Origin of the sequence: Paenibacillus chitinolyticus (assembly GCF_045038035.1) — a bacterium.
GTDB classification, from domain to species: Bacteria; Bacillota; Bacilli; order Paenibacillales; family NBRC-103111; genus Paenibacillus_F; species Paenibacillus_F chitinolyticus_A.
Genome location: NZ_CP173427.1, coordinates 3,318,805 through 3,344,890, shown reverse-complemented (window position 1 = coordinate 3,344,890; position 26,086 = coordinate 3,318,805). Strand labels below are relative to the sequence as shown.

The following is a 26,086-nucleotide window of genomic DNA, read 5'->3' as shown; positions in this document are numbered from 1 at the left end:
TCCCTCATAAATCGGGAACCTGCTTTTTTGAGCGTGCTACTCGCCCGCGGCGGTTTTTTTCACATCCGACGCTTTGATGCCGCGCATAATGCTTACCTCGACGCGGCGGTTTTTGGAACGGCCTTCGGACGTGTCGTTTGAATCCACCGGCCGGTACTCGCCGTATCCGATCGAGCGGAATCGGCTCGGGTCGATAGCGTTATTTTCAAGCAAAATTTTCATGAAATTCAGGGCCCGCTTGGAGCTTAGATCCCAGTTCGAATCAAACTCCTTGTTGTTGATCGGCACATTGTCGGCATGTCCGGCCACTTCGATCCGGTATTTCGGATATTGGCTCAGCATATCGGTCATGGCCTGGGCCAGAAGGCGAGATTCCGGTTTGATTACGGCAGACCCGGAGGCGAACAGGGCCTTATCCTGGATAGTGATTATTAACTGATCGTCGTTCAGGGTCGTTGTCAGCTCGGAGCCCAGCTTGTTGTCCGTAATGTATTGATCAAGCTTCCTCTTTAGCTGCTCCAGGTCGGCCTGCTCGGCCTCGTACTGCTTTTGCAGCGCGTCGCTTTCCGACGGGTTCGGGTTGTCATGCTGCTTGAGTGCGGTGCTGGTGTCCCGGTTCAACGGGATTTTGGCGGAAGTTTCGAACGTCCCGGTTCCCCCGGTAAAAGCGGAGTTCAAAGCCCGCATAATACTGTCGTATTTTTTCGAGTCCACCTGGCTGGAAGCGAACAAAATAATAAACAGGGCCAGCAGAAGCGTCAGAAGGTCGGCATAAGGGATGAGCCAGGACTCATCTACATGCTCCTCATGATGTTCTTTCCTGTGCTTTTTATTCATTGTCCGTACCCGCTTGTTTCGAGGAGCCCTCGTCTTCACGCTGGGAGCTTGGAACGAATACGAGCAGCTTCTGTTTGACGGCGGAAGAAGAAATACCGGCCTGAATGGAAAGGAGTCCTTCCACCATCATCAGCTTCAGCGTGACTTCTTTTTTGGATTTCTGTTTCAATTTATTGGCGATGGGATGCCAGAGAACGTAACCGGAAAAAATACCGAGAAGAGTCGCGACGAACGCCGCGGAGATCAGATGGCCGAGCTTCTCGATTTCGTTCAGGTTGCTAAGCGCCGCGATCAGGCCGACAACCGCTCCCAATACCCCCAGAGTAGGGGCGTACGTTCCCGCCTGCGTAAAGATTTGAGCGCCATTCCGGTGCCGCTCTTCCATAGCCGCAATATCTTCCATCAATACTTCGCGTACGAAGTCCTGATCATTGGCGTCGATAATCATCCGCATGCCGCTTTTAAGGAAGGGATCGTCAATTTCGTTCACTTTTTCTTCGAGAGAAAGCAGACCTTCGCGGCGGGTAAGAGCTGTCCAGTCCGCCACCATATTAATGAGGTCTTTTTTGGGCATAAGCTTTTGCTCGGTGAAAACGATTTTCAGCAGTTTAGGAAAATTTTTAAGTTCTTCGCCCGAAAATCCGATAAATAGAGTGGCCGCCGTCCCGACGAAAATAATGAGCAGAGCGGCAGGGTTGAATAGAGCAGTCAGGCTGGCCCCTTTCAAAACCATGCCGACGCCTACGGCGATAATCGCCAGAATAATACCAATGATAGAAGATTTCTCCAAAATTCGCGCACCTCTTCGTTGTAGGTTGTAAGACCTATATCGACAATGGTACTCATAAAGTTAACAGTTATTTTCAAGTTCCCGCAAGTGTCACAAAAATCACACAAAACGGCGAAAAATCAAGCTTTTTTGGCGTTTTTGGAACGTTTTCAAAAGGGATATCGGTTCTGACCGGCGAAGGCTTACTGAATAATTTCGACCTGATTCGACACATTTCGTATTACGCGCGATGAGCAATTTCAACGGGGGTCAATAAAAGATTTCGATAAATTTTCCTCATTCCGGCTTTGGAAGATGTCCGGCTTTTTCGCCATGCTTTCAAGAAGTACTTTAACGTGCATACGCAGTCACGACTTATGGCATGATGTGCATAGCGGCATGACTTGTGCTAAAATCAGCTTTTATCAAATCTCTTACAGCAGGTGTTTCCATGTTCAGTTTCTATTTGTTTCCGATTTCGTACGCCTTTCTGACGTTTCCGATTGCGGCGGTCCTGTTTACGCTTCCTTTTCTGATCGTCCAGTACCGCAAATACGGGTATGTACACTTTTACAGGGCTTTGCTGCTTTACTTGTTTCTTCTGTACATGATGAATGCCCTGTATCTAATCATTCTGCCGCTTCCTCCGAGCATTCACAACGCGCCTCCGGCGGTGGAGTCGTATGCCCAGTGGATTCCGTTCCACTTCCTGGAGGATATTCTCAAGGAAACGGCCGTAGTGGCGGACCAGCCGCGCACCTATCTGCATTTGCTGAAGGAACGGGCGTTTCTTCAAGTGCTTTTTAACGTGCTGCTGACGGTGCCGTTCGGTATTTTTCTGCGGTATTATTTCCGTACAAGCTGGGTCAAGTGCCTGTTGTTCTCCATGGGGCTGTCTCTGTTTTTCGAAATTACGCAGGTCACCGGCCTGTACGGCATCTACGATTATCCGTACCGACTTTTGGATGTTGACGACATTATGATGAATACCGCGGGGGGTATGATCGGATATGTGGCGGCGGAATGGCTTTCTTCCCTGCTGCCGAAGATCGAATCGCTCGATGACAAAGTGGACTTGGCGGTCAAACGCGTCACTTACACCCGGCGCGGTCTGGCGTTCCTGTTCGATTGGTTCGTGATGAGTCCGATACTTGCCATTCTCGCTGTACTGAACGTACCGCTCCCTTATGTGGCGGGCGTCGTGCTGTATTTTATCGTACTGCCTTATTTCACGAACGGCCAGACGCTCGGCAAATGGATTGTCCGCATCCGTCTCACAGGCAAATCCGATAAAATAACGGTCTATGAACTCTTCGTCCGCTACGGGCTGCTGTACCTCTTCGTCGGGGGACTGAATCAGCTGTACATCCGGGCGGGGATCGAGAATCTTCCGGATATCCTGATGGTTATCGCGACGTTCGGCATGTTCCTGTTCAATGCCTGGTTCGCTATTCACGTCCTGCGCTGTGTGTTCAACCGCAACCGGCAGCTGTTTTACGAGAAGAAAAGCGGTACGCGGCACGTAATCAAATAGGAAGCGGCTAACGCACGGAGACTCATCCAATCTTCCGTTTTCCCGGTTTTTCAAAGCAAAAGCAGCCTCAGTCCTCTCTTTTAGGGACTGGGGCTGTTGGAGCAGGATGAGGGCTGGTTTGCAGAAACTGAGCCTCTTTTAACCCCGGGCAGATTCTTTTTTTCAGTTAAAACCGCTATATTTAAAAGAGGACTTTAATGAAGGCGCTTCCTTAAGGAAAAGCCTTGAAGCGGAGGGAACTGGAATGAAGAAACCCGTCGATATCGGTATCGTTCTGAGCCAGCTTGATCTGGCTTGGCAGAAATGGCTGGATTATAGGCCGCCGCAAAATCACAAGCAGCCGGTTTGAGAACTCGGCACCGGTGCGGGTGCCGGCACCGCAGCACAAAGCCGCAAGGTAAAAATCACTACCGGCAGGAGATAAACGGAGGCAAACGATGTTAAAACCGAAGACGATCGAGGCCGATTGGGGCGGCCATCTTGTAAAACTGACCTGGATCGCTGACGCGGCGCCTCCCGAAAAGGATGTCACGAGTGTGCACGGTGTCTGCTTTTACGAAGGAAAAATATTGCTCGTCCGCGTCAAAATCCGCGGTTTTAACTTGCCGGGCGGGCACGTGGAGGCGGGCGAGACACCCCGGGAGGCTCTGCATCGCGAATGTCTGGAGGAAGGCTGCGCGGAAGGAGTGATCCGTCCGGTCGGAATGATTGAGGTGAGCCATGAGAATAACCCGAATTTCGATCCGGGCGGCAAGTATCCGCTCATCGGCTATCAGCTTTTTTACCGGATGGATATAACGGCCTGCCACCCTTTCACCCGGGAACACGAGTGTACGGCCCGCATCTGGGTCGAGCCCGGGGAGCTGCCCTATGTGATCGAGGATCACGAGCTCATCCTCTGCGCCGTGGAAGCGGCGCTGGACGCCGGACCCGTAAGCCCACCGCTTGACGATTGAACAGACGAAGGAGGAGAATAGCATGCCGGAGAAACAGAACGGACAAACCCCTGCCGTGCTCGTTACGGGAGGAAGCACCGGTATAGGCCGGGGCATCGCCCTTGCATTTGCCGCGGCAGGCTACCGGGTCGCGATTACCCATTATCAGGATGGGGATGCTGCTGCGGCAGCGGCCGGGGAGATTTCGAGCTTGTCGGGAGTCCCATGCGGCATTATCGAGGGTGACCTGAGAAAGCTTGAAACCGTCGAAGCGACCATACCGGATGCTCTGCGAATCCTCGGCCGCCTCGACATTCTCGTAAACAATGCCGGCATCGGGCTGTACGGCCGCATACAGGAGCTGCCCGCGGAAAACCTGGACAGCTTGTACGGGCTGAATTTCCGCGCTCCGCTGCTTCTGATGCGGGATGCTTCCCGCCATATGATTGAGAGCGGCATTCGCGGGTGCATCCTGAACATTACCTCCTCGCGGGCCGAGCGGGCATATCCGAAGGATGCCGCCTACGGCGGACTCAAGGCCGGCTTGGAACGGGCCTCCGAAGCTGCCGCGCTCGATCTGGCGCCTTACGGTATCCGCGTCAACTGCCTGGCTCCCGGCGCCGTACTTGTGCGGGAACCGGAGCCGCAGCTTGACAAGTTCGCCGAGACGGTCCCTCTGGGCCGGATAGGGCTTCCGGACGATATCGGCCAAGCGGCGGTATGGCTGGCATCCTGTCAGGCGTCATACGTGACCGGCATTTCTCTGCGGATAGACGGCGGCTTGATCCTGCCGGGGATGCCGGAAGACGGCAGCGCCTCTTGGAATCCGGGCGTATAACGGCAGAGGCCCGCAAGGCTGGCGGGTCAGTTAAAGACGCCCGAGCCCACAATCTCCACGTTGACTTTCGGATGGAAACGGACGTTTTTATACTCCTGCAGCCAATCCATGGACTTCCATAACTTCGGATGGCGGGCCATCAGCCGTCTGCCGATCCCGAATGCATCGCAGCCGCTTTCCTGCAGCTTCTCGATCACGGCTTCGGCGTCCCGGGTCAAGATAGCGGACAAGTCTTCGTTCAGCCGGTGTACCTTGTCCTTTTTATGCAGATGATCTTCGGCAAATTCCGTCACTTTCACGGGAAGCTTCAGGTCCAGATACACATCGACCTTGCGGTCCTGGACCTGGACCTTCAATTTGCGCTTGCTTTTCTGTCCCCCGGCATCGAATGTGATGTAATTCTCCAGGTTGCTCCGGTCTCCCTCTTTAATTTTCCGCACAAGTCTTGCCGTATCTTTGTGAGCCCCCGAGAGAATCGAATACAGAATGGCTTCCTCCACATTCAGGCTGCCTGTCATCCGCTGACCGTTAAACAGGGCGATCCCTATGGCATCGACGTTTTTGCCGTCTTGTTTCAGATACGGGAGCACAAAGTCCTGACCGGGATCCAGCAGCAGCGTGAGCATCGTTTCCAGCGATAATTCGGGAAAAACGCTCATCTCTTCCAGGCTTTCGATTTTCCTGGTAATAAATTCACCGATGAGAATACTCCCGACATGCTTCAGCCGGAGCATCTCGTTCGTAGTGCCGTCTACAACGGCAATTTTAACCCGGGAAGTCGGATTGCGGGGATCGCGGTACAAAATATCCAGGTACGGATAAAGATCCTTTTCCGCCACGCTTTTGCCGAGCAGCATAAAGCCGTATTTGAAATACCGGATATCTCCGGTTACCTTGGTGCGGATGATGTCGCTCGTCTGCCTGACGGAATAACCGACGCCGGACTCGACCTCGTTCTTCGCCGAACCCTGCTGCTCGGTTTGTTTGGACTCATCCACAACTTCCATCGTCTGCATCAGCCTGCCGTCGGGTGTGAGATCATACCCCGCTCCGTATCCGAGTCTGGCATTTCTTAAGCTGTCCTCATCCCAGCAGCCCGGCAGCACGGCGAGCAGGAGCAGCACGGTCCCGATACGTCCGGCCCGTTTCATGCGGGATCACCTTCTTTCTTCTTGAGTGCGTAAGATAGCAGCAGGAGCAGAAGCGGGAAACCGATCAGGAAAAAATAAGCCGACGCGTCGGCAATATACGAGAAAAGCTCGAACTGTTCCTTCGTTTGCGGCAGATAGGCGACGACACAGGAAATAAGTACCGCAAAGGGCGCGGCTTTTTTGTGGTTCTTATGCTTCAGCAGATGGCCGATGCCGTAAGCGGCCGCATAGCAGTAGCCGGTCATGGAGGCGACCATGGAAATCATCCAGATGGGGAGGAACAGCAGATCCGCGCGGTCCATCGCCCCGAAGGGCAGCGAACGGAGCAGATACATGACGGGCTCCGGAATCATGTTCAACTGCTGAGGACTGAAAACGGTCATGCAGGTAAACACCGTAAAGGCGTAAAACAAAACGACAAACCAGGTGCCGGCCGACACGGCTTTCAGTTTGCCCGCATGGTTTCCTTTTACATAAGGATAAATGATCAGAATCATCTCGAACCCGTACATGGCGGTGATCGTTTCTTTCGAGCTGGCAATGATATTCCAGATTCCGGCCTCGCCCAGCGGAAGCAGGTAGAGGAAATTCGCGCGGTGCACACCGTACCCGATAAGGAACATCATAGGCCCGATGAGAAACGTGAACAGGATAAAGATGCGCGTAATGGTGCGAAACGTACCCCGGATCAAATATACGCCCGTCAGCATAAACAGGAACAACACCGCCCAGCGCGGGGTGTTCTGGAGAATCCAGCGGTTGATGATATCGAACGCGCCCATCATAACGACGCCGCCGACCAGAAGAAAGTAAGCGACGTAGGCAATTCCGATCAAAGCGCCCGCATATCGGCCCGTTACGGCGGATGCGATCCGGAACACGCTGTAGGTTGGGAACCGTTTCATCAGCATCCACATCATAACCAGGATCAGCTGCAGGAAGACACCGGCGATCAGGACCGAAATCCAGCCTCCGCCTTTGGCGAGCTGATGCAGACGGTACGGCAGCGACAGGATTCCGACACCGATTTGGAGCTTGATCATGAGCAGAAAAAGCTGGCCTTGCGTAATGGTGTCTTTGGGTTCAATCTTCATCCCGTTTCCAGCTCCTTGAGGTCGCCTCTTCTTGCTTCATGATTTTAGGGTTGGCGTCATGGGGACGCGCGTTGAGCAGCCAAGAAGGAAAGCGGACAAACACATCCTTCATATCTTTTATTCTCAGCGGTGCGAAAGGAGAGAAGTAGGGCGTGCCGAAAGACTCCAGTTTGCACAAATGGATGGTCAGGAGCATGAGACCGAAAGCGATTCCCACATATCCGAAAATAGAAGCGGCAATCATCAGCGGAAAGCGCAAAATCCGCACGGCCGAGCTCATTTCATGGGACGGGACGAGAAAAGAGGCGATCGCGGTCAGCGAAACGACGATTATCATCGTATAGGACACGAGTCCGGCCCGTACGATGGCATCCCCAATGACCAAACCGCCGACGATGCCGATCGTCTGTCCGACCCGGCTGGGCAGCCGGATTCCCGCCTCGCGGAGCAGCTCGAAGATGAGTTCGAGCAGCATGGCTTCGACGATTGCGGGAAACGGCACGCGTTCCAGCGAGCTTTTGATCGTATGAACAAGCTCCAGCGGCAAAATATCCGGGTGAAAGGAAACGGTCCCGATGTAAATAGCCGGAAGCGTGAATGCCAGCAGAAAGCTGACCATCCGGATCATCCGGACAAATGAGCTGACGATCCAGCGGCCGTTATAATCGTCCGGCGATTGGTAGAAGGCGAAGAAGGTGACGGGAACGATAAGAACGGTCGGACTTCCTTCCGTAAGAATCGCGACGCGTCCTTCCATTAAATTGGAAGCGGTCCGGTCCGGACGCTCGGTGGCCAAATGCTGCGGGAACAGGGAGAACGGGTGATCCTCCGTCATCTCCTGAATAATTCCCGTTGTCAGTACGGTATCGGTCGAAATGGCCCTGATCCGTTCCTCGACTTCCTGAACGAGCTCGGCATTGGCGATATTTTTCATATAAACAATAGCTATCCGGGTTTGCGTATGCGTGCCGGCCTTATAGTAGCGAACCGTCAAATAAGGGCTTGCGATCAGCTTGCGGATCAGAAACAAGTTTACGTTCAGAACTTCAATGAAGCCGTTATGCGGACCCCGGATCACGCCTTCGTTCTCGGGTTCTTCCACGCTCCGTTTATAAACCGCTTCGGTTGCCAAAATATAAAACCCCTGAAGACCTTCCAGAAAATAAACGCATTTTCCCTGAATCAGCGCATTGACGGCGTTTTCCAGCAAAATTTCGCGGGACGTTTCGAGAATATTAAACAAGCTATCCAGCTCTTGGCCGGTGTTTTCGTGCAGAGGCTGAACCACATGAAGCTGTATTTTGTCCTGATCCACGAGCGATTCGAGGTAAACCAGCATTCCGTCCGTTCCGTCGAAGGGGAGAGGCTGCTGCTTCATATCTTCCGTATAGCATAGACTATGCTGAAGATAACCGATATTGATGGCGATAGAATCGGAAGCCTGGGGGGGCTTTTCCGGTTCTAGCGGATTTTCACCCGGGCCTGAGTTCCGGGCAGCTCGGAGAAGCTTGCGGTAGAGACTCATGCGATACACACCCTTTGGATTCGATATTCGTAATGTGTTCCAACGGGATTGCCATTATTCTCTATGGGGGATGGAACGTACGGCTTGGATTTTGGATACCGTCCTTTCCGTTACAGGCCAAGAAGATTCCTTACGGGGCGCTGCGGGTAATAAGGAAGGATTGTCCTTTAACCCGCCGTGAATAATAGGCATTGCATAGAAACGGGTACAACGCGGCAAATTACCATCACTTCACTTCTACGAATAACGGAGGGATACGTATGTCAGCGGAACCATTTTTGCAAGCGGTCCGGGAAAGACGCTCTATTTATTCAATCAGCGGAGAATCCCCGGTTTCAGACGACAAGATTGTGGAAATCGTGAAGGAAGCGGTCAAACACACGCCTTCCGCCTTTAACTCCCAAAGCGCCCGGGTGCTCGTGCTTCTCGGCGAGCAGCATCATAAGCTGTGGGATATTGTCAAAGATATTCTTCGTACGATCGTCAAGGAAGATAAGTTTGCCGCCACGGAACAGAAGGTGAACAGTTTCCGCAGCGGACACGGCTCGATAGTGTTTTTCGAGGATATGTCTGTCATCGAGGGTCTGCAGGGGCAGTTCCCGAGCTATCAGGACCATTTCCCGAACTGGTCCCAGCAGTCGAGCGGCATGCTGCAATATGTCATTTGGACGGCGCTGGAGAGCGAAGGGCTTGGAGCGACGCTTCAGCATTACAATCCTTTGATCGACGAGAAGGTAAAAAGCACCTGGAACCTGCCGGAATCGTGGAAACTGATCGCCCAGATGCCATTCGGCAAGCCGACGGCGCCTGCGGGCGAGAAAGAGTATAAACCGGTTGAGGAACGGGTCCAAATAGCCAAATGATACCGGCGAATCCGATCTGAAGCCCTATTTCTCCCGCAGAAATGGGGCTTATTCTGTTACCGGCACGTTTACAGTACCTTTTTTTATCCTAACCCACATGGATGTGCCTACTTCCCAGAACGGAAAATATGAGACATAATTAGTTTGAAGTTAAGATTATTTCCGATAAGAAGGGAAGAATTCAATTATGGCAACAGTCCTATACATTACGGCTCACCCGCACGATCACCAGACTTCTTACAGCATGGCGGTAGGAAAAGAATTTATCGAGGCGTACCGCGAAGCGAATCCGTCCGATGAAGTTATCGCCCTTGATCTTTACAACTCGGATATTCCGCAAATCGACGCGGACGTATTCAGCGGCTGGGGCAAGCTGCGCTCCGGTTCTTCGTTCGACCAGCTTTCCGCTTCCGAGCAGGCGAAAGTTCAGCGTCTGAACGACATCGTGGAGCAGTACATTGCCGCCGACAAGTATGTTTTTGTATCCCCGATGTGGAACTTCTCGTTCCCTCCGGTGCTGAAAGCCTACATCGATGCCATCTGCATCGCCGGCAAAACGTTCAAGTACACGGAAAATGGACCGGTCGGCCTGCTGACCGACAAGAAAGCCATTCATATCCAAGCGAGCGGCGGCGTCTACTCCGAAGGTCCTTCCGCGAGCTTCGAGAGCGGACACAGCTTCCTGAAAAAAATCATGCAGTTCCACGGCGTACCTTCCTTTGAGGGCATCTTCGTGGAAGGCATGGCGGCTATGCCGGATAAAGCTCCGGCGATCAAAGAAGCGGCTATCGCCAAAGCGAAAGAAGCGGCGAAACGCTTCTAATTACCCTCCGGCCTGGAGCCGGAGCTGCCGGCCGGGAACACCCCGGCGCGCGCAAAAAAAACCTCCTTTCCCTGTAGGGAAAGGAGGTTTTTTGCGTTTGAGGGACAGGCCGCGGGGCGATTCGTCGCGTTTGCGGCCCGCCACAGGTCTGTCAACCGGCCGCGGCGCCGGCACGGGCGGACGGCCGATTGTTACGGTCTGGCCGAAGAAGCCGCCCGGCTTTCCGGGTCTGCGGCGGATTCCGCGTTCCGCTGCTTCATATGCTCGACATGGGCCGCGCCCCAGACGTGCATGGAGTGGAGGATCGGCTCAAGGGTCCGTCCATACTCCGTGATGGAGTATTCCACTTTGGGGGGCACTTGCGGATAAACGACCCGCCGGACGATGTCCTGTTCTTCAAGCTCACGGAGATGCAGGGTCAGCATGCGCTGGGTAATATCGGGCATCAATCTTCTGAGCTCGTTAAACCGCAGCGTATCTTTACTGATTAAATGCTGAATGACCAGAGGTTTCCATTTGCCGACAATCATGTCCAGAGCCACGACAACCTTACACTGCTCGGGGATAATTTCCATGGGACGGCCTCCTTTCACGGTACCTTTTTTATTACTATAGCATATCTTCGCTTCTACTGTCTCAGGCCCCGTATATATGACTCCACGGATGTGCACTTGACACCGCGACGCAGCCAACACTACAATAGGTAGTGGAAGGGGGCTGCCTCGTGAAAATACATACGTTTAAAACGAACGAAAGCGGGCTTAACCGGTTTTTCGGACCTCTGGAAGCCAAGATCATGAATATTTTGTGGGACGGGCCCGAGATGGCGATCAAGGACGTCCAGCACGCGCTGGAACGCGAGAAGCTTGTGAACTTCAACACCGTTATGACGGTCATGAACCGGCTTTTGGATAAAGGAATCTTGTTGAAAAGAATGGACGGAAGAACGTCGCTTTACAGACCGGTCCAATCCAGAGACGAGTTTCTCGAATGCCAGTCGAAAGAATTGACCCACGAGCTTATGGAGGAATTCGGATCGTCTCTGGTGGTCAACCATATGCTCGATGCCCTGGAAGAGGTGGATCCCATGCTCATTGAGAAGCTGCAACAGAAAATCCTGGATCTCCAAAAGGACAAGTAACATGTGGCAGTCCCGGTCGAGATTCATTTTCCGTTCGTCGGTTCTGATTGCGGGCGTTGTCCTGTTTCAGATGACCATGTATGCCCTCCATGTCCTGTTCGGCCTCAGAATCGGGTTTAACGTGCTGGATGTCTGCACCGAATGGATGCGTTCCAAAGGTATTTTCTCCATCGCCCATCTGCTCGACGCTTTCGTGATCGGCACGTTCGCGTACAGTTTGTGGCAAATCTGCCGGCAGTTCGTCCTGTCGCGAAGAATCTTCGCCAAGCTGGCCGCTTGCCGGCATGCGAAGCTGTCTGCGGAGCTGAACCGGACGTATCCCGAAGCGCGGGGGAACATCGTCGTGGTCGTGTCGGACGAGCCGATCGCCCTGACGATGGGATTCGGCAGACCGGCGGTCGTCCTGTCCACCGGACTTCTGAACATGCTGGAGCCGGGTGAGGCCGAAGCCGTTATCCACCATGAGCTGCATCATCAGCAGACAGGAGATCCGCGCAGCATGTTCCTCGTCTCGTTCCTGGCTTCGGTGCTGTGGTATCTACCCGTACTGAAATGGTTCCATCACCAGTACAAGATCGCGCGGGAGATACTTGCGGACAATTACGCGATTTCGCGTCAAGGCACTGCCCGGGATCTCGGCGGCGCTCTGCTGAAACTGCTTCGGAGAGGCGGTACGGTTGCCATGCCTTTCGCTTACGCATCCTTCGCGGATACCTCGATCAATTACAGAATCAGGAGAATCGTCGATCCGGAATCCCCGATTTCTTTCCGGCCGCCGCTGACACCGACGATGATTTCCGTTTATGTGCTGGTCGTACTGACGTGGCTTTTCGTTCAGATTTTGTTCTGAAAATTTTTTAAGCACAGACACTACGATTCGTAGTGTTCTTGCGACTATAAACACTACACAATGTAGTGTAAAACCAGGGAGGAATTTATAATGAACTTGATTAACAAATGGCAGCATGGAGCGTTTATTTTACGGATTGTTCTGGGATTGATTTTTCTGGTTCACGGTTATCAGAAATTTGAAGGCGGACTGAGCGGTGTCGCCGGATTTTTCGGCAGTCTCGGTCTTCCCGGGTTTATGGCGTACGTGGTGGCGGTTATCGAGCTCGCGGGCGGCATCCTTATGCTGATCGGGCTTGGAACGCGCTGGATTGCGGCGGCCTTTGCCGTTATTATGCTGGTGGCGATCTTTACGGTGAAGCTGAGCAAAGGATTCGCCGGAGGCTATGAGCTGGAGTTGGCGCTGCTCGGCATGTCCCTGGGTCTGTTCTTTGCCGGCAAGCAATCCCTGGCTTTGGAAAACGTGTTTTCCCGCGGGAAGGCGAACGCGCTGTAAGCACGGGCTGTCAGCAGGCTGCCGAATCGGACGGATCGGCGGGCTGAAAACGCGCAAGAGGAAGCCGGAAAAATCAGGATTTCGAACCGTTTTCGGGCGTCAAGCGAGCTGCTGTCTAAGACCGGGCGGGTTTTGGCGTGCATTAAGTATGCACAGCGATTCGCAAGGCCGATTTACACAACGAAAACCGCAGGGCTGCCGGGCTCTGTGGTTTTTTGCCGTTAATTCGGCACTCCTGAAACACTATGAAAAACAAATGTAAAGATTTCGTATATAAAATCATATTCAAATCGCCGCTTCTGTTGTAAAATCGACATTATGTTTCAAAAAGGCAGCAAATTTTGGCATAGCCTTTTACGGGAAGCAGAGGCTGTTTCTAAACCGGAAGCGGCCGCCAACTTTACCACCACCGAAGGGGAGAGTCATCATGAAGGCAAAGAAAGCAGTGAGTCTGACTGTATCCGCCATGCTGTTATTCGGAACCGTTTTCACAAGCGGCCGGGCTGCGGCGGAAACGGCTGAATCGGCTGAACCGGCTAAGGCCGACACGGAGATTTCCATTCTGGGAACGTCGGACATTCACGGGCGATTCATGCCGTGGGATTATGCGCTGGACGGACCCAATACGAACGGAAGTCTGACCCAGATTTTCACCATGATCAAAAAAGTGCGGCAGGAGAATCCGAACACGGTTCTCGTGGATGCGGGAGACATGATTCAGGATAACTCCGCGGAGCTGTTCAACGACCAGCCGAAGTCGCCGATGATGGTCGCGATGAACGAAATGAATTACGATGCCTGGGTTATGGGCAACCATGAATTCAATTTCGGGCTGGACGTATTCAAAAAAATTACTTCGCAGTACAAAGGTCAAATGCTCGGCGGCAATATTTACAAAGACAACGGGGACAGATTTCTCCCGGCGTATACCATTATCGAAAAAGCGGGCGTGAAAATCGGCATTATCGGGATGGACACCCCTATGACAGCCGAATTCGAGAAGGGAACCGACCATCTGGACGGAATCCAGTTCAAAAACCCGGTGGAAGAGACGAAGAAAGCCGTAAAAGAGCTGGAAGGCAAAGTCGACGTGATGATCGGCCTCATGCACATGGGGATCGAGAACGAGAACGGCGTACCGGGAACCGGTGTCGCGGACGTCGCCAATGCGAATCCGGAGCTGGCCGCGATTTTCGCCGGTCATATGCATAAGCTGGTCAAATCGGAGACGGTCAACGGTGTTCTAATCGCCGAACCGGACAAGTACGGCACGCATATCTCCCGGATCGACCTGACCTTCACGGAGAAGGACGGTAAAATGGTCCTTAAGGACAAGAAGGCGGCCGCTCTCCCTGTCAAAGACGCAAGCGGGGTTGCAGCCGTTTCCGATCCCGAGCTGGAAAAAACGCTGAAGCCGTTTCACGACTTTGCGCGGGCGGACGCCAATATCGAAGTGGCCCAGTTGAAAGGCATGAACCTAGTTCCGAAGAACGAGATTGAAGGCATTCCGAGCGTACAAATCCAGGAGACACCTTTATCGGACTTTTTCAGTGAAGTGATGCTTCATTACAGCAAGGCTGACGTAGTCGCGCACCAGATCGACAACGACAAGGCGCGTTTGGATATCGGGCCGATCAAGAAGAAGGATATCGCGTACAACTACCAGTTCGCCCTCGGCGAAATTACGGTCTATAAAGTAACGGGCAAAGACGTGAAGGATTACATGGAATGGGCGGTAGGATATTTCAATTCCACCCGTCCGGGCGACGTGACCGTCAGCTTCGACAAAAAACGCCGTGCGTCCAAATACAGTACGAACGATTTCTTCGGCGGGGTCAAGTATGACATTGATTTGACGAAGCCTTACGGCAGCCGCATTACGAATTTGCGCAAAATGGACGGCACTGCCATCCGGCCGGAAGACAGCTTGAAGCTGGGTATGAACGCTTACCGGATGGACGCGCTGAAAGCGAAAGGCGGCGCTCTGGAAGGCCGCAAGTTCGAGCAGCTCTGGTCGTCGAAAGACGCGTCAGCCTTCGGTGAGATGGGCGGAACGATCCGCAGCCGCGCGATCGCTTATCTGAAAGAAGTGAAGAACGGCGTCTATGAGCCGCAAGTTCAGAACAACTGGAAAATTATCGGCGTGGACACGACTTCCCCCGAGCGGGCCGATGTGGTCGAGCTGATCAATTCGGGTATCTTGTCGGTACCGAAGACGGAAGACGGCAAGTACACAAACGTGGAGTCCATCAATATCCTGGACGCCGTCACGAAAGAAGAAATCGCCGCTCTTGCCGGAAAAGCCAAGGTGAACGGAAGCTTGTTCGACGGCGTTCAGACCAAAGGCGAATTTTACCGCAAGCTGAACGCGGCGATTAAAGCGGCCGGAAACGGCAGCGGAGAACCGACCGTGCCTCAGCCGAAGCCGGAACCGAAACCGGAACCAAAACCGGAACCAAAACCGCAGCCGGCCGTTAAAAAGCAGGCGCAAGTAACGTCCTACTTCCTGAATGTGCGGACCAAGGCTTCCGCGACAGCGAAAATCATTACCGCCGTACCGAAAGGGACGATTCTGGAAGTGCTCGGCACCAGCTACGGCTGGGTGAAAGTATCCTATAAAGGAAGCGTCGCTTACGTTTACGGCGAGTATGTGAAAATGCTTCCGTAACGAAAATCAGGTGCAAACAGCAGTCCGGCCTCTAGGCCGGGCTGTTTTTTTATGGCCTGCTTTGCATGCTGCGCTAGACTTTGAGCTCACTCTAACCTGTACACTTACATTCATAACCTGTTCGGACTTCGCGCACACCTCCTTTTGCCGCAGAGTACGACGCGGTTGGAGTAATTGACGAAGCCGGGCCGGACATGCAACAATTTTCGGTAGGAGATTGCGCTGCGGCCGATACAGGCAAGAGAGCGCGGCAGCCACTACAAGGAAAAGGAGCGAATTCCCTTGAAAATCGTCATTGCGCCGGATTCCTATAAAGGCAGCCTGTCCTCCAAGGAAGCGGGGCTTGCCATCGAAAGAGGCGTCCGCCGGGCAGGCATCGGGAACTTCGCGACCTCCGTTATTCCGATGGCGGACGGCGGCGAAGGGACCCTGGAATGTCTGATCGAAGGCACGAACGGACGGATCGTTCAAACGGTCGTGAAGGATCCGCTGGGCCGGGACATATCCGCCGTCTTCGGCATTCTCGGTGACGGCACGACCGGGATCATCGAGATGGCCAAGTCGTCGGGGCTCTATTTGCTGGAAGAATCCGAACGGAACCCGCTGCTGACGTCCACGTACGGATTCGGGCAGCTGATTGCGGCCGCGCTGGATGAAGGATGCCGCCACTTTGTACTCGGCCTGGGCGGAAGCGCCACCAACGACGGGGGAGCGGGGATGCTCCAGGCCCTGGGCGCGCAGCTGCTCGACAGCGGAGGCAGGCCTCTCGCGGACGGAGCAGGCGGAGGGGCGCTGGGCGAGGTCGCAGGTATATCCGCGGACGGCCTCGACACGCGGCTGGCCCGCTGCACCTTTACGCTGGCGTGCGACGTGACCAACCCTTTCACGGGCCCTCACGGCGCATCCGCCGTTTTCGGGCCCCAGAAGGGAGCGGCGCCGGACATGGTCGACCGGCTGGAGAACAACCTTGCCCGCTTTGCGGATGTGATCCGGGAGACTACCGGCACAGCCCTGCACGGGCTGCCCGGAACGGGAGCGGCGGGCGGTTTGGCCGGCGGCATTCTCGCTTTCTTGAATGCCAGGCTGGAATCGGGCTTCTCGGTCGTCTCCGCGGTTACGGGACTGGAGGCGGCGGTCAAGGAAGCCGATCTGGTCCTCACCGGAGAAGGCCGCACAGATGCCCAGACGGCAAGGGGCAAGACGCCGGCCGGAGTCGCCGGGCTGGCCGCGAAGCACGGCGTGCCTGCCGTGGTGCTGGCCGGTTCTGTGGGCGAAGGGATCGGGGAGCTTTACGGGCAGGGAGTCACGGCCGTGTTCAGCCTCGTAAGCGGGCCGATGTCCCTCGATGAGGCGATGCGCCGCACTCCGGAGCTGCTGGAACAGACGGCCGAGCAGGTCATGCGCGTTTTCGCCGTCAGGAAGTGAGCGTTTCTTCCGCCGCCTTCGCTTCCGGTTTGTACTCCGGAGCCATCTCACCGGCAAGGAAAACCTTCCGCGTCAGCTCGATAAAGGCCAGCAGCGGCGGCGTCATCCATTTGTCCTTGTGCCAGGCGATCTGGGTAAACAGCGCCTCCTCAGGCGCTTTCCAGTCCAGCTCGGCGAGCTTGCCGTCACGCAGATCCGCCGCTACAACCATACCGGGCAAAAAAGCGATTCCGAGGCCGGACATGACGCACTGCTTGATAGCTTCGATGCTGGCAAACTCGAATTTGTTTAGCGGATAGACGGATACGGAGCCGAAGGACCGCTCCAGGATGGTCCGGTAGGAACAGCCGGCTTCCGTCAGCAGGAACGTTTCTTGCACCAGATCCTTCGGCGTCAGGTTCTCCGCGTCCGCGAGCGGATGATCGGGCGAGGAGACGATTTTGAGCTCCTCCCGGATCAGCGTTTCGATATGCAGCGCTTCCCGCGGCTTGCAGCTGTCCATGATAAAGGCGATGTCCAGAACGCCTTCCAGCAGCTGCTCCCTGGCATGAGCATCCGAATTCGAAGGCCGGAACACGAGCTTCACGTTCGGAAAGCGGGCTTTAAATTCTTTGAGCAAAGCGGGAAGACGGTACGTGCACTGGCTTTCCTGGGCGCCTATCACTAGCGTTCCGGCCTGTTCTTCGTCCCCGCGGACGGCCTGTTTGGCTTCTTCCGTCAGGGTAATGATTTTGTCGGCGTACAATTTAAACTGGCGCCCAGCCTCCGTTAAAACGAGCCGTTTGCCGAGCCGTTCGAATAAGGGGGCTCCAAGCTCGGATTCCAGCGCTTTGATTTGCGCGGTCACACTGGATTGGGCAAAATTTAGCATCCGGGCCGTCTGGGTAAAATTCAGGTTTTCGGCTGCGGTTTTAAACGTCAGAAGTTGTTTGGTTTCCATTACTGCTTCTCTCTTTCATCGAAAAAGTTGATTGATAATATCGAAATAATCGTCTTTGGTGATCGTTCTCTTTATTGTAAAATGAGAGGGTAGTGTCCGGCAAGACTTGAAACACTAGAACGAATCGTGAAATGAAGTGAACGAGGCATCCCCCGCCCGCACTGCGGACGGGCACGAGCCTGCCGACTTATCGAACCGAGGAGTGAACGCAGCCATGTCAATCGCAGTCATTTACGGGGGAACACGTCCCGATGGAAATACGGAGCAGCTGACGGAGGAAGCCGTCAAAGGTTTGACAGTCGACCGGATTCAGCTTAACACCTACACAATCCGGGCGATTATCGACGGGCGTCATGCGGAAGAGGGGTTTCCGGAGATGAACGACGATTATAAAGAAGTGATCGACCGGGTACTTTCCGCGGACGTTCTTATTTTTGCGACACCGGTGTACTGGTACAGCATGTCGGGAATCATGAAAAACTTCGTGGACCGCTGGTCGCAGATGATGAGGGACGGGGACTACCCGGATTTCAAAAAAACGATGGCCGCCAAAAAGGCTTACGTCATTGCCGTCGGAGGCGATCTGCCGGAAATCAAGGGACTGCCGATGATTCAGCAGTTTCAGTATATTTTCGACTTTATGGGCATCCGTTTCGAAGGCTATATCCTCGGCAAAGGGAATAAACCGGGCGATGTCCTGCACGACGCGGAAGGAATGTTTGCGGCGGAGCGGCTGAGAAACAAGCTTGCGGCGCTTTAACAAAGAAGCGGCACGCCTTCAAAGCGCAGCTGGGGAACGCCGGCAGGAAGAAGCCGGTCCGGAAGAGCGCCGGAACCGGTATGCTCTGTTGCGAGCATACCGGTTTTTCGCGTTCCAAGCGCTGCTGCAAATCGAAAGAAATCACCGCTGCGGCAAACGCCGGAAAAACGGTGTCCGTTTTATGCGGACACCCGGCATCTTCAGTATTGAAGCGCCACACAACCATGACGCCGAACTATCGCCCTTACGGTAAGCCGCGCCAAAAGCCGGTCCGTTCTATGCGCGCAGACCTGTTTTTCGTCTATCGGACGGACAGGTCCAGGCGGCTGATCAGCGTCTTTTCCAGCTCCTCCGGGGCCAGCGGCTGTCTGCTCTTGACGTCGCCGTCCGTCTCGATCAGCTGGTCGCCCGAAATCGTCACCCGTCCCGTCGCAGTCGCTTTAGTCGCAAGCAGCTTCCGCGTAAAATGGGACTCGGGGGACGTCTGGTTGAACGTGCACGCTTCCGCAAAGCTCCCCAGGGAGCGGGGCGCTGTCGAGAAGCGGTACAGCGCGTTCCAGCCCTCATCCTCGCCGGCCCGCTGGAGATCGTACAGGCCGTCCGCTTCCGGCACTTTCGCGGCCCGGTATACGCCGCTTACATCCTCCACCGGTGTCCCGTCCAGCGGAACCGGGGTGCGGGCGGAGTCGCCGAAGCCGACGTCGACCAGATAGGATCGGTCCAGTTCCGCCAGAATGGCCGCATGGCTTTCGTTCATCCCCCAAGTTCCGTCCGGCTTGGCAACTGTAGCCGCAATCAGGCGCACCGTGAAACCAAGCTCCTTGAGAAGGGTGCTGAAAAGCCCGTTGAGTTCGTAGCAGAAGCCGCCCCGGCGGCGCCCGATTACCTTTTCATAAAAGGAAGCGATGTCCAGCGTGATCGGTACTTGACGGATTACGTCCAGATTTTCAAAAGGCACGTGCAGCAAATGCTGACGCTGAAGCTCCTTCAGGGCAGCCAGATCCGGCTTGACGGGACGGCTTGTGTCCATTCTTTTCAAATAAGCCTCGACATTCATGCAAGCACCAACCCATCCATATAGAAGTCCGATTCATTTTTCTATTCCAGACTACCTTCTTACGGAAAGTCATACAAGTGCCGGATAGGGAAGCCGGGTAAAAAAAGAGCGGGGCAGCGAAATTACCGCCGCAGCGCCGAAGGACAAACGCGGGTTGACATTTTACCGAAAATGCTGTAAAAATGGAATATCTGAAAATGAACCCGAGAAATTCATTGACGAGAACGAGTACGCTGATCCCTTGTTCCCCAGAGAGTTGGCCCCGCGCTGAAAGCCAATGGACAAGAATGAGCAGAAAATCCTCTCCGAGAAGGAAAGCTGAAGCAGGCTAGTAAGCTGACCCGGGATCCCGCCGTTACAAGGGACGCGTATGATCGTACGCAGATGAGGTGCCGCATAGCTTTTATCCACAAGGCTTTGGCGGAACAAGGGTGGTAGCGCGAGACACAATCTCGTCCCTTACGGGGCGGGATTTTTTTGTTGTTTTAAGAAACGAAGCCGGAAAGGGATGACGGGACATGAACAAAGTCGATGTCAAAGAAAAAGCAAGAACCCGGGAGCTGCGGGTCCTGAACCAGTGGAGGGAGGACGATACGTTCCGCCGGTCGATCGAGAACCGGGAAGGCAAGCCGAACTTCGTCTTCTATGAAGGTCCGCCTACGGCGAACGGCAAGCCGCATATCGGGCATGTGCTCGGCCGGGTCATCAAAGATTTTATCGGCCGCTACAAAACGATGTCGGGCTACCGCGTCGTCCGCAAGGCCGGCTGGGACACGCACGGACTGCCGGTCGAGCTGGGCGTGGAGAAGCAGCTGGGCATTTCGGGCAAGCAGGAGATCGAGGAATACGGCGTCGCCAAGTTTGTGGAAACGTGTAAGAACAGCGTGTTCGAATATGAAAAGCAGTGGCGCGAGCTGACCGAGGCCATCGCTTACTGGACCGATATGGAGCATCCGTACGTGACGCTGACGAACGATTACATCGAGAGCGTCTGGCATGTGCTGTCGGTCATCCACAAGAAAGGGCTCCTGTACAAGGGCCACCGTGTCAGCCCGTACTGCCCCGACTGTCAGACGACGCTAAGCTCGCACGAAGTGGCGCAGGGCTACGAAGACGTCAAAGATCTGAGTGCCACGGTCAAGTTCAAGAGCAAGGCCGCTGACGAATATTTTCTCGCATGGACGACGACCCCCTGGACGCTTCCGGCGAACGTGGCGCTGGCGGTCAACAAAGATCTCGATTATGTCAAAGTGAAGCATAACGGAGACGTGTACGTGACGGCGCAGAATCTCGCCGAGAAGGTGTTCGGAGGCGAAGCGGAGGTCCTCTCCGTGCATAAAGGGGCCGAGTTCGTCGGTACCGCATATGAGCCGCCTTTCGGCTATTTGAAGCTGAACAAAGGCCATCTGGTCGTAGACGCCGATTATGTCAGCGACTCGAGCGGAACGGGAATCGTGCATATCGCGCCCGCGCACGGGGAAGACGATTACCGCACTACACGCGAGCATGGGATCGATTTCGTCCATGTCGTGAAGCAGGATGGCACCTACGCTGCGGAAATTACCGATTTCGCGGGCCGTTTTGTGAAAGATTGCGACGTGGATATCGTGAAAAAGCTGTCCGAACGCGGTCTGCTCTTCTCCAAAGAACGCTACGAGCACAGCTATCCGTTCTGCTGGCGCTGCAAGTCGCCGCTGCTGTATTACGCGATGGAAAGTTGGTTTATCCGGACGACGGCAGTCAAAGAGCAGCTTATCGCGAACAACAACGAAGTGAGCTGGTATCCGGGCCATCTCCGGGAAGGCCGTTTCGGAAAATTCCTGGAGGAGCTGGTGGACTGGAACATCAGCCGCAACCGGTACTGGGGCACACCCCTTAACGTATGGGTCTGCGGGGATTGCGGAGAGGAATTTGCTCCGGGAAGCCACCGGGAGCTGCGCGATCGTGCCGTCGATCCCGTGGATGAGAGTCTTGAGCTTCATAAGCCGTACGTGGATGACGTCAAGCTTCGCTGTTCGTGCGGCGGGGTGATGGAGAGAACGCCGGAAGTGATCGACGTCTGGTTCGACAGCGGCTCCATGCCGTTCGCCCAGTATCACCATCCGTTCGGAGACGAGAAGACGTTCAACGAGCAGTATCCTGCCGATATGATCTGCGAAGGCATCGACCAGACGCGCGGATGGTTTTTCAGCCTGCTGGCGGTTTCGACGCTGTATAACGGCCGGGCGCCGTACAAGGCAGTCATTTCAACGGGGCATGTGCTGGATGAGAACGGGCTGAAAATGTCCAAGAGCAAGGGGAATGTCCTCGACCCGTGGAACATTATCGAAGAGTTCGGGACGGATGCGTTCCGCTGGGCGCTTCTGTCGGACAGTGCCCCCTGGAACAGCAAACGTTTCTCCAAGCAGATCGTCGCGGAAGCAAAATCGAAGATCGTCGATACGATTCACAATACGCATGCGTTTTTTGCCTTGTATGCCGAAATCGACGGCTTTGATCCGGGCTCGTTCGAGCGGAAACCGCCGCGCAATGAGCTGGACCGCTGGGTTTTGTCGCGGCTGAACAGCACGCTCGCAAGTGTCGTCAAAGGACTGGACACGAACGACTTCCTTAATCCGGCGAAGCAGATCGAGGTGTTCGTGGATGAGCTGAGCAATTGGTATATCCGGCGCTCGCGGGACCGTTTCTGGGGAAGCGGCATGCCGGAAGACAAAGTGGAGGCGTATCAGACGCTCCACGAAGTTCTGCTCACACTGGCGCGGATGATCGCGCCGTACGCTCCGCTGATCGCCGAAGACGTATACGGCAATCTGGGAGGGAAAGGCAGCGTGCATCTGGCCGACTATCCTAAAGCGGACGAAGCCGCCGTCGATACCGCTCTGGAAAAAGAGATGGAGACGGCTCGGCAGATCGTCGAGCTGGCCCGCAGCATCCGCAACGAAACGGCGATTAAGACCCGCCAGCCGTTGTCGGAGCTACTGATTTCGCTTGATCGCGAGTTCGCGCTTGACCGTTTTGAAGCGATCATCCAAGAGGAAATCAATGTGAAGCAAGTTCGTCTGGAGCAAAGCGATGCCGGTTTCGTCCAGTTTGCTTTGAAGCTGAACCTGAAAGCGGCCGGCAAAAAATACGGCAAATTGGTCGGTCCCCTGCAAGGTTATTTGAAAAATCTTTCTCCTGAAGCGGCTGCCGCAGCGGTCGGCCGGGGTGCTTTGGATACGGAGGTGCAGGGGGAAAGCGTGCACCTGACGCTGGATGAGCTGCTCGTCGAAAAAACGGCGAAGCAGGGGTTTGCTTCCGCATCCGGCTACGGCCTTACCGTCGCCCTGAATACGGAAGTGACCGAAGCGCTCAAGCAGGAAGGGGCTGTCCGCGAGGTCGTCCGCGCCGTTCAGGATTACCGTAAAAAGCTGGATCTGCCGATTGACCGGCGCATCACCCTTGTGTTGGATGCGGATCCGCAGCTTAAAGAGGCCCTGCTGCGGTATGAACAGGTACTTCGCGATAACGTGCTGGTCAGCGCCATCCGTTACGAGAACGCGGAAGGTATGGAGGAAGTCGCCCTCGGTGAGTTCACCCTCCGGATGCGGGTAGAATAAACGAAGATAACGAGCCGGCTGCGCCCGAAGGGGCTCGCAGGATCAGGAATCAGGTTCTTCCGCGAAGCGGAGGGACCTGATTTTTCTGTACGGGTGCGGTATGATAGAAGGATACGGAACGTGAAGGAGTTAAGGCGATGACGGAACCCCGGATGCAAGAGCTTGTTATTTTGAAAACGATTGCGGAAACGCTGAACCAGTCCAACGAGCTTGCTCCCATGCTGGGGACGGTGCTGGAAAAGCTGCTGGAGCTGACGGGTTTTTCAGCGGCTTGGATCTTCCTCTCCGGGGATGGGCCGGAGTATGTTTTTGCGGCGGACCGGCAGCTTCCGCCCGCTCTTGAGCAGGCAGACAAGGAGCCGATGAAATGCGGCGGCTGCTGGTGCCTGGAGCGGTATTGGGACGGGCGGCTCAAGAACGCCGTCAACATACTCAGCTGCAAGCGGCTTGAAACCGCGAGGAAGCAGGGAACCGGCGATACGCGCGGCATCACGCACCATGCGACCGTTCCGCTGCGCTCGGGCAGCCGCAGGTTCGGCGTGCTGAATGTAGCGGCACCTGGTAAAGAGCGGTTCGGCGACGAGGAGCTGGCACTTTTTCAGGCGGTCGCTTTCCAGATCGGCAGCGCGGTGGAACGGATGCGGCTCGAACAATATCACCGCGAGCTGGCGCGGCTGGAAGAACGCAACCGGCTGGCGCGGGATCTTCACGATTCCGTGTGCCAGATGCTGTTTTCCCTGTCGATGACGGCCAGAGCCGCCGAATCGATGATCGGAGGCGGGCAAAGCGAACCCGCTATCGCAGCCGTGCGCGATATGCAGCAGCTCGCCCAGTCCTCGTTGAAAGAGATGAGGGCGCTCATCATGCAGCTTCGGCCCGCAGGGCTGGAGGACGGGCTCGTTTCTTCCCTGAAGCGTTACGGAGAAAAACTGGGGCTGAAAGTTCAGGCTGACGTGCGCGGAGTCCGCGAGCTGCCGCGTCCTGTTGAGGAGGCGCTCTGGAGAATCGGTCAGGAAGCGTTGAATAATATCGTTAAACATGCGGGGACGAAAGAAGCCGTCATCTCTCTGGAACAGGGAGATGCGGAAGCGGTTCTCCGCATTCATGACCGGGGGTCCGGCATGAAGCGCACGGCAGCTATTTCGGAAGAACAAGCGGACGAGGAAGCGGGAACCGCTGCCGGAACCTCCTTCGGGCTGATTACGATGAAGGAACGGGCGGAATCGCTGGGCGGCCGTTTGAGCATCGCGACAGAGCCGGAGAAAGGGACGAGCATCGCTGCGGCGATTCCGTTGTTTTATACACACGCGGACAGAGGTGAGAATTCATGAAAGTCAGGATCCTGCTGGCGGATGACCATGCCGTCGTGCGTAAAGGGCTCCAGATGTTCTTGGCCACCCAGCCGGATCTGGAGCTGGCGGGAGAAGCTTCGGACGGGAGGCAGGCGCTGGAGATGATTGCCTCGTTGTCGCCGGATGTCGTTCTGATGGATCTGAACATGCCGGGACTGAACGGGATCGAGGCGGCGGAAATCATCAAGCGTGACCATCCTCGCGTCAAAGTGATCGTTCTGACCTCCTTTTCGGATCAGGACCACGTACTTCCCGCCGTGCGGGCGGGGGCGAGAGGCTACCTGCTCAAGGACATCGAGCCGGATGAGCTTGTGCGGGCCATCCGGCGTGTGCATGCGGGCCAGGTGGAGCTTCATCCCGAAGCGGCCGGCAAGCTGATGAACTCCATCGCGTTCGCAGAGGAAGTGCAGGCAGCCGGAGCGGCATCGCCTCTGGAGGAATTGACGAAGCGGGAGGCCCAGGTTCTGAAGCTGATCGCCTCCGGCATGAGCAACAAAGAAATCGGGGAGGCTTTGTTCATCTCGGAGAAAACGGTCAAGACGCACGTCAGCCACGTGCTCGACAAGCTAGGGCTTGCCGATCGCACGCAAGCCGCCATTTTAGCCGTTAAGCACGGGCTGGGCTGAAAAGCAAGGCAGCATCGGAATGCATGCAGCAGAAGAAATACCGTCCAAGCGGTTTCTCAGACTTAAGTCGTAGAAAAAAACAAGAGCGTTCAGCCGTTGGCTGGACGTTTTTTGCGTTGAAAATCATTCTCGCCGCCGACGTCTCCCAAAGGCTGCTGCGGTACGATTAGAGCAGATCAAACAACTCAATCGGAAGGATGATGACGAATGAAATTTACGTTTATCGCAGGAAGCAACCGCCAAGGAGCGACGAGCACGAAGTTGTGCGAATATCTTCAGCACCTGCTTGAGGAAAGAGGGCATTCCGTCGACTTGATCGATCTGTATCAGCACCCCGTACCGTTTTATTCTCCCGGAGAAAGTTATTCCGGTCATGAAGGGCTTGCGAGACTCGGCACATCCGCGAAGGAAGCGGAAGGGCTTATCCTCGCTTCGCCGGAATATCACGGCGGCATGTCAGGTGTTCTGAAAAACGCGCTGGATCATTTGAGCCAGGAGCATTTCAGCGGCAAGCCGGTGCTCAGCATCAGCTCGGCGGGAGGAGCCGTTGGCGTGAGCTCGCTCGGGCAAATGCAGGCCATTGTCCGAAACCTCCACGGAATCAACTCGCCGGAATGGATCTCCATCGGAGGTTCCCAGCGCCGCCGGTTTGAGGATTATCTGGACGAATCGGAAGCGGGTTCGTTTCACGACCTGGAGGAGCGCATTGCCCGCGTGCTGGAATCGTTCGTCAAGCTTACCGGACTGATTCACCGGCCTTACGGGGAATAACGCTCAAGGGTATCAGAGTGGCAAGCGAAGGAA

23 protein-coding genes and 1 other annotated feature are annotated in these 26,086 nt (G+C 55.2%); of the genes, 15 read left to right on the top strand and 8 right to left on the bottom strand.

Annotated elements, in window-relative coordinates; all coding sequences use genetic code 11:
- Positions 1-36: 36 nt before the first annotated feature.
- Both motB and motA read right to left on the bottom strand, forming a co-directional pair.
- On the bottom strand, positions 37-837 hold the full coding sequence (motB, locus tag ACI48J_RS15055; RefSeq protein ID WP_405079012.1) for a flagellar motor protein MotB: 801 nt from the start codon (positions 835-837) through the stop codon (positions 37-39).
- On the bottom strand, positions 830-1,627 hold the full coding sequence (gene motA / locus ACI48J_RS15050) for a flagellar motor stator protein MotA (RefSeq protein WP_405079010.1): 798 nt from the start codon (positions 1,625-1,627) through the stop codon (positions 830-832). The genes motB and motA overlap by 8 nt, the downstream gene beginning before the upstream one ends.
- Before the next feature lie 430 nt (positions 1,628-2,057).
- On the opposite strand from motA, the gene ACI48J_RS15045 reads away from it, so the two are divergent.
- The 3 genes from ACI48J_RS15045 (at position 2,058) to ACI48J_RS15035 (ending at position 4,913) form a co-directional block, all read left to right on the top strand.
- On the top strand, positions 2,058-3,140 hold the full coding sequence (locus tag ACI48J_RS15045; RefSeq protein ID WP_405079008.1) for a VanZ family protein: 1,083 nt from the start codon (positions 2,058-2,060) through the stop codon (positions 3,138-3,140).
- A 437-nt stretch (positions 3,141-3,577) separates the two neighbouring features.
- Complete coding sequence (locus ACI48J_RS15040) at positions 3,578-4,096, top strand: NUDIX domain-containing protein (RefSeq protein ID WP_405079007.1); 519 nt, start codon at positions 3,578-3,580, stop codon at positions 4,094-4,096.
- Between the two features lie 22 nt (positions 4,097-4,118).
- Positions 4,119-4,913, top strand: coding sequence for an SDR family NAD(P)-dependent oxidoreductase (locus ACI48J_RS15035; RefSeq protein ID WP_405079006.1), 795 nt, complete (start codon positions 4,119-4,121; stop codon positions 4,911-4,913).
- Positions 4,914-4,939: 26 nt separating this feature from the next.
- On the opposite strand, the gene ACI48J_RS15030 is transcribed toward ACI48J_RS15035, so the two are convergent.
- Genes ACI48J_RS15030 through ACI48J_RS15020 form a run of 3 tightly spaced genes read right to left on the bottom strand, consistent with a single transcriptional unit; the run spans position 4,940 to position 8,683 of the window.
- Positions 4,940-6,064 carry a Ger(x)C family spore germination protein gene (locus tag ACI48J_RS15030; protein WP_326055916.1) on the bottom strand — a complete coding sequence of 375 codons (1,125 nt, stop codon included), beginning with the start codon at positions 6,062-6,064 and terminating at the stop codon, positions 4,940-4,942.
- The gene (locus tag ACI48J_RS15025) at positions 6,061-7,158 is read right to left on the bottom strand and encodes a GerAB/ArcD/ProY family transporter (RefSeq protein WP_405079005.1); all 1,098 of its coding nucleotides are present in this window, start codon (positions 7,156-7,158) and stop codon (positions 6,061-6,063) included. Before ACI48J_RS15025 ends, ACI48J_RS15030 begins: the two co-directional genes overlap by 4 nt.
- On the bottom strand, positions 7,148-8,683 hold the full coding sequence (locus ACI48J_RS15020; protein ID WP_326055911.1) for a spore germination protein: 1,536 nt from the start codon (positions 8,681-8,683) through the stop codon (positions 7,148-7,150). Before ACI48J_RS15020 ends, ACI48J_RS15025 begins: the two co-directional genes overlap by 11 nt.
- A 260-nt stretch (positions 8,684-8,943) precedes the next feature.
- Here ACI48J_RS15020 and ACI48J_RS15015 point away from each other — a divergent pair, with 260 nt between their 5' ends.
- Both ACI48J_RS15015 and ACI48J_RS15010 read left to right on the top strand, forming a co-directional pair.
- Complete coding sequence (locus tag ACI48J_RS15015; protein WP_405079004.1) at positions 8,944-9,546, top strand: nitroreductase family protein; 603 nt, start codon at positions 8,944-8,946, stop codon at positions 9,544-9,546.
- A 187-nt stretch (positions 9,547-9,733) separates the two neighbouring features.
- Positions 9,734-10,369, top strand: a complete 636-nt coding sequence (locus ACI48J_RS15010; protein ID WP_405079002.1) for an FMN-dependent NADH-azoreductase — start codon at positions 9,734-9,736, stop codon at positions 10,367-10,369.
- Between the two features lie 191 nt (positions 10,370-10,560).
- Here ACI48J_RS15010 and ACI48J_RS15005 read toward each other — a convergent pair whose 3' ends face one another.
- Entirely contained in the window at positions 10,561-10,944 is a 384-nt protein-coding gene (locus tag ACI48J_RS15005) for a helix-turn-helix domain-containing protein (protein WP_326055573.1), read from the bottom strand.
- 149 nt (positions 10,945-11,093) lie between these two features.
- Between ACI48J_RS15005 and ACI48J_RS15000 the strand changes: the two genes are divergently transcribed.
- From ACI48J_RS15000 to ACI48J_RS14980, 5 genes are all read left to right on the top strand, one after another.
- Positions 11,094-11,510: a BlaI/MecI/CopY family transcriptional regulator gene (locus ACI48J_RS15000; protein WP_326055571.1), complete on the top strand. Its 417-nt coding sequence runs from the start codon at positions 11,094-11,096 to the stop codon at positions 11,508-11,510.
- A gap of 1 nt (position 11,511) precedes the next feature.
- Positions 11,512-12,360 (top strand): M56 family metallopeptidase, encoded by an 849-nt coding sequence (locus ACI48J_RS14995; protein ID WP_405079001.1) that lies wholly within the window; start codon positions 11,512-11,514, stop codon positions 12,358-12,360.
- Between the two features lie 90 nt (positions 12,361-12,450).
- Positions 12,451-12,855: a DoxX family protein gene (locus ACI48J_RS14990; RefSeq protein ID WP_405078999.1), complete on the top strand. Its 405-nt coding sequence runs from the start codon at positions 12,451-12,453 to the stop codon at positions 12,853-12,855.
- A 427-nt stretch (positions 12,856-13,282) separates the two neighbouring features.
- Positions 13,283-15,523 (top strand): 5'-nucleotidase C-terminal domain-containing protein, encoded by a 2,241-nt coding sequence (locus ACI48J_RS14985; RefSeq protein WP_405078997.1) that lies wholly within the window; start codon positions 13,283-13,285, stop codon positions 15,521-15,523.
- Positions 15,524-15,805: 282 nt separating this feature from the next.
- Positions 15,806-16,948, top strand: coding sequence for a glycerate kinase (locus ACI48J_RS14980; protein ID WP_405078996.1), 1,143 nt, complete (start codon positions 15,806-15,808; stop codon positions 16,946-16,948).
- Here ACI48J_RS14980 and ACI48J_RS14975 read toward each other — a convergent pair.
- Positions 16,938-17,888, bottom strand: a complete 951-nt coding sequence (locus ACI48J_RS14975) for a LysR family transcriptional regulator (RefSeq protein ID WP_405078994.1) — start codon at positions 17,886-17,888, stop codon at positions 16,938-16,940. The two genes, ACI48J_RS14980 and ACI48J_RS14975, sit on opposite strands and share 11 nt — an antisense overlap.
- A 214-nt stretch (positions 17,889-18,102) precedes the next feature.
- On the opposite strand from ACI48J_RS14975, the gene ACI48J_RS14970 reads away from it, so the two are divergent.
- Positions 18,103-18,648, top strand: a complete 546-nt coding sequence (locus tag ACI48J_RS14970; RefSeq protein WP_405078993.1) for a flavodoxin family protein — start codon at positions 18,103-18,105, stop codon at positions 18,646-18,648.
- A gap of 301 nt (positions 18,649-18,949) precedes the next feature.
- Here the strand turns inward: ACI48J_RS14970 and ACI48J_RS14965 are convergent, their stop codons facing one another.
- A complete protein-coding gene (locus tag ACI48J_RS14965) occupies positions 18,950-19,705 on the bottom strand; it encodes an arylamine N-acetyltransferase (RefSeq protein WP_405078991.1) in 756 nt (251 codons plus the stop codon).
- A gap of 206 nt (positions 19,706-19,911) precedes the next feature.
- Positions 19,912-20,168: a binding site (T-box leader), on the top strand.
- Between the two features lie 55 nt (positions 20,169-20,223).
- Between ACI48J_RS14965 and ileS the strand changes: the two genes are divergently transcribed.
- The 4 genes from ileS (at position 20,224) to ACI48J_RS14945 (ending at position 26,053) form a co-directional block, all read left to right on the top strand.
- Positions 20,224-23,304, top strand: coding sequence for an isoleucine--tRNA ligase (gene ileS, locus ACI48J_RS14960; RefSeq protein ID WP_405078989.1), 3,081 nt, complete (start codon positions 20,224-20,226; stop codon positions 23,302-23,304).
- A 137-nt stretch (positions 23,305-23,441) separates the two neighbouring features.
- Positions 23,442-24,635 (top strand): GAF domain-containing sensor histidine kinase, encoded by a 1,194-nt coding sequence (locus tag ACI48J_RS14955; protein WP_405078988.1) that lies wholly within the window; start codon positions 23,442-23,444, stop codon positions 24,633-24,635.
- The gene (locus tag ACI48J_RS14950; protein WP_405078987.1) at positions 24,632-25,282 is read left to right on the top strand and encodes a response regulator; all 651 of its coding nucleotides are present in this window, start codon (positions 24,632-24,634) and stop codon (positions 25,280-25,282) included. Before ACI48J_RS14955 ends, ACI48J_RS14950 begins: the two co-directional genes overlap by 4 nt.
- 207 nt (positions 25,283-25,489) lie before the next feature.
- Complete coding sequence (locus tag ACI48J_RS14945; RefSeq protein ID WP_405078986.1) at positions 25,490-26,053, top strand: NADPH-dependent FMN reductase; 564 nt, start codon at positions 25,490-25,492, stop codon at positions 26,051-26,053.
- The last annotated feature ends 33 nt before the right edge of the window (positions 26,054-26,086 follow it).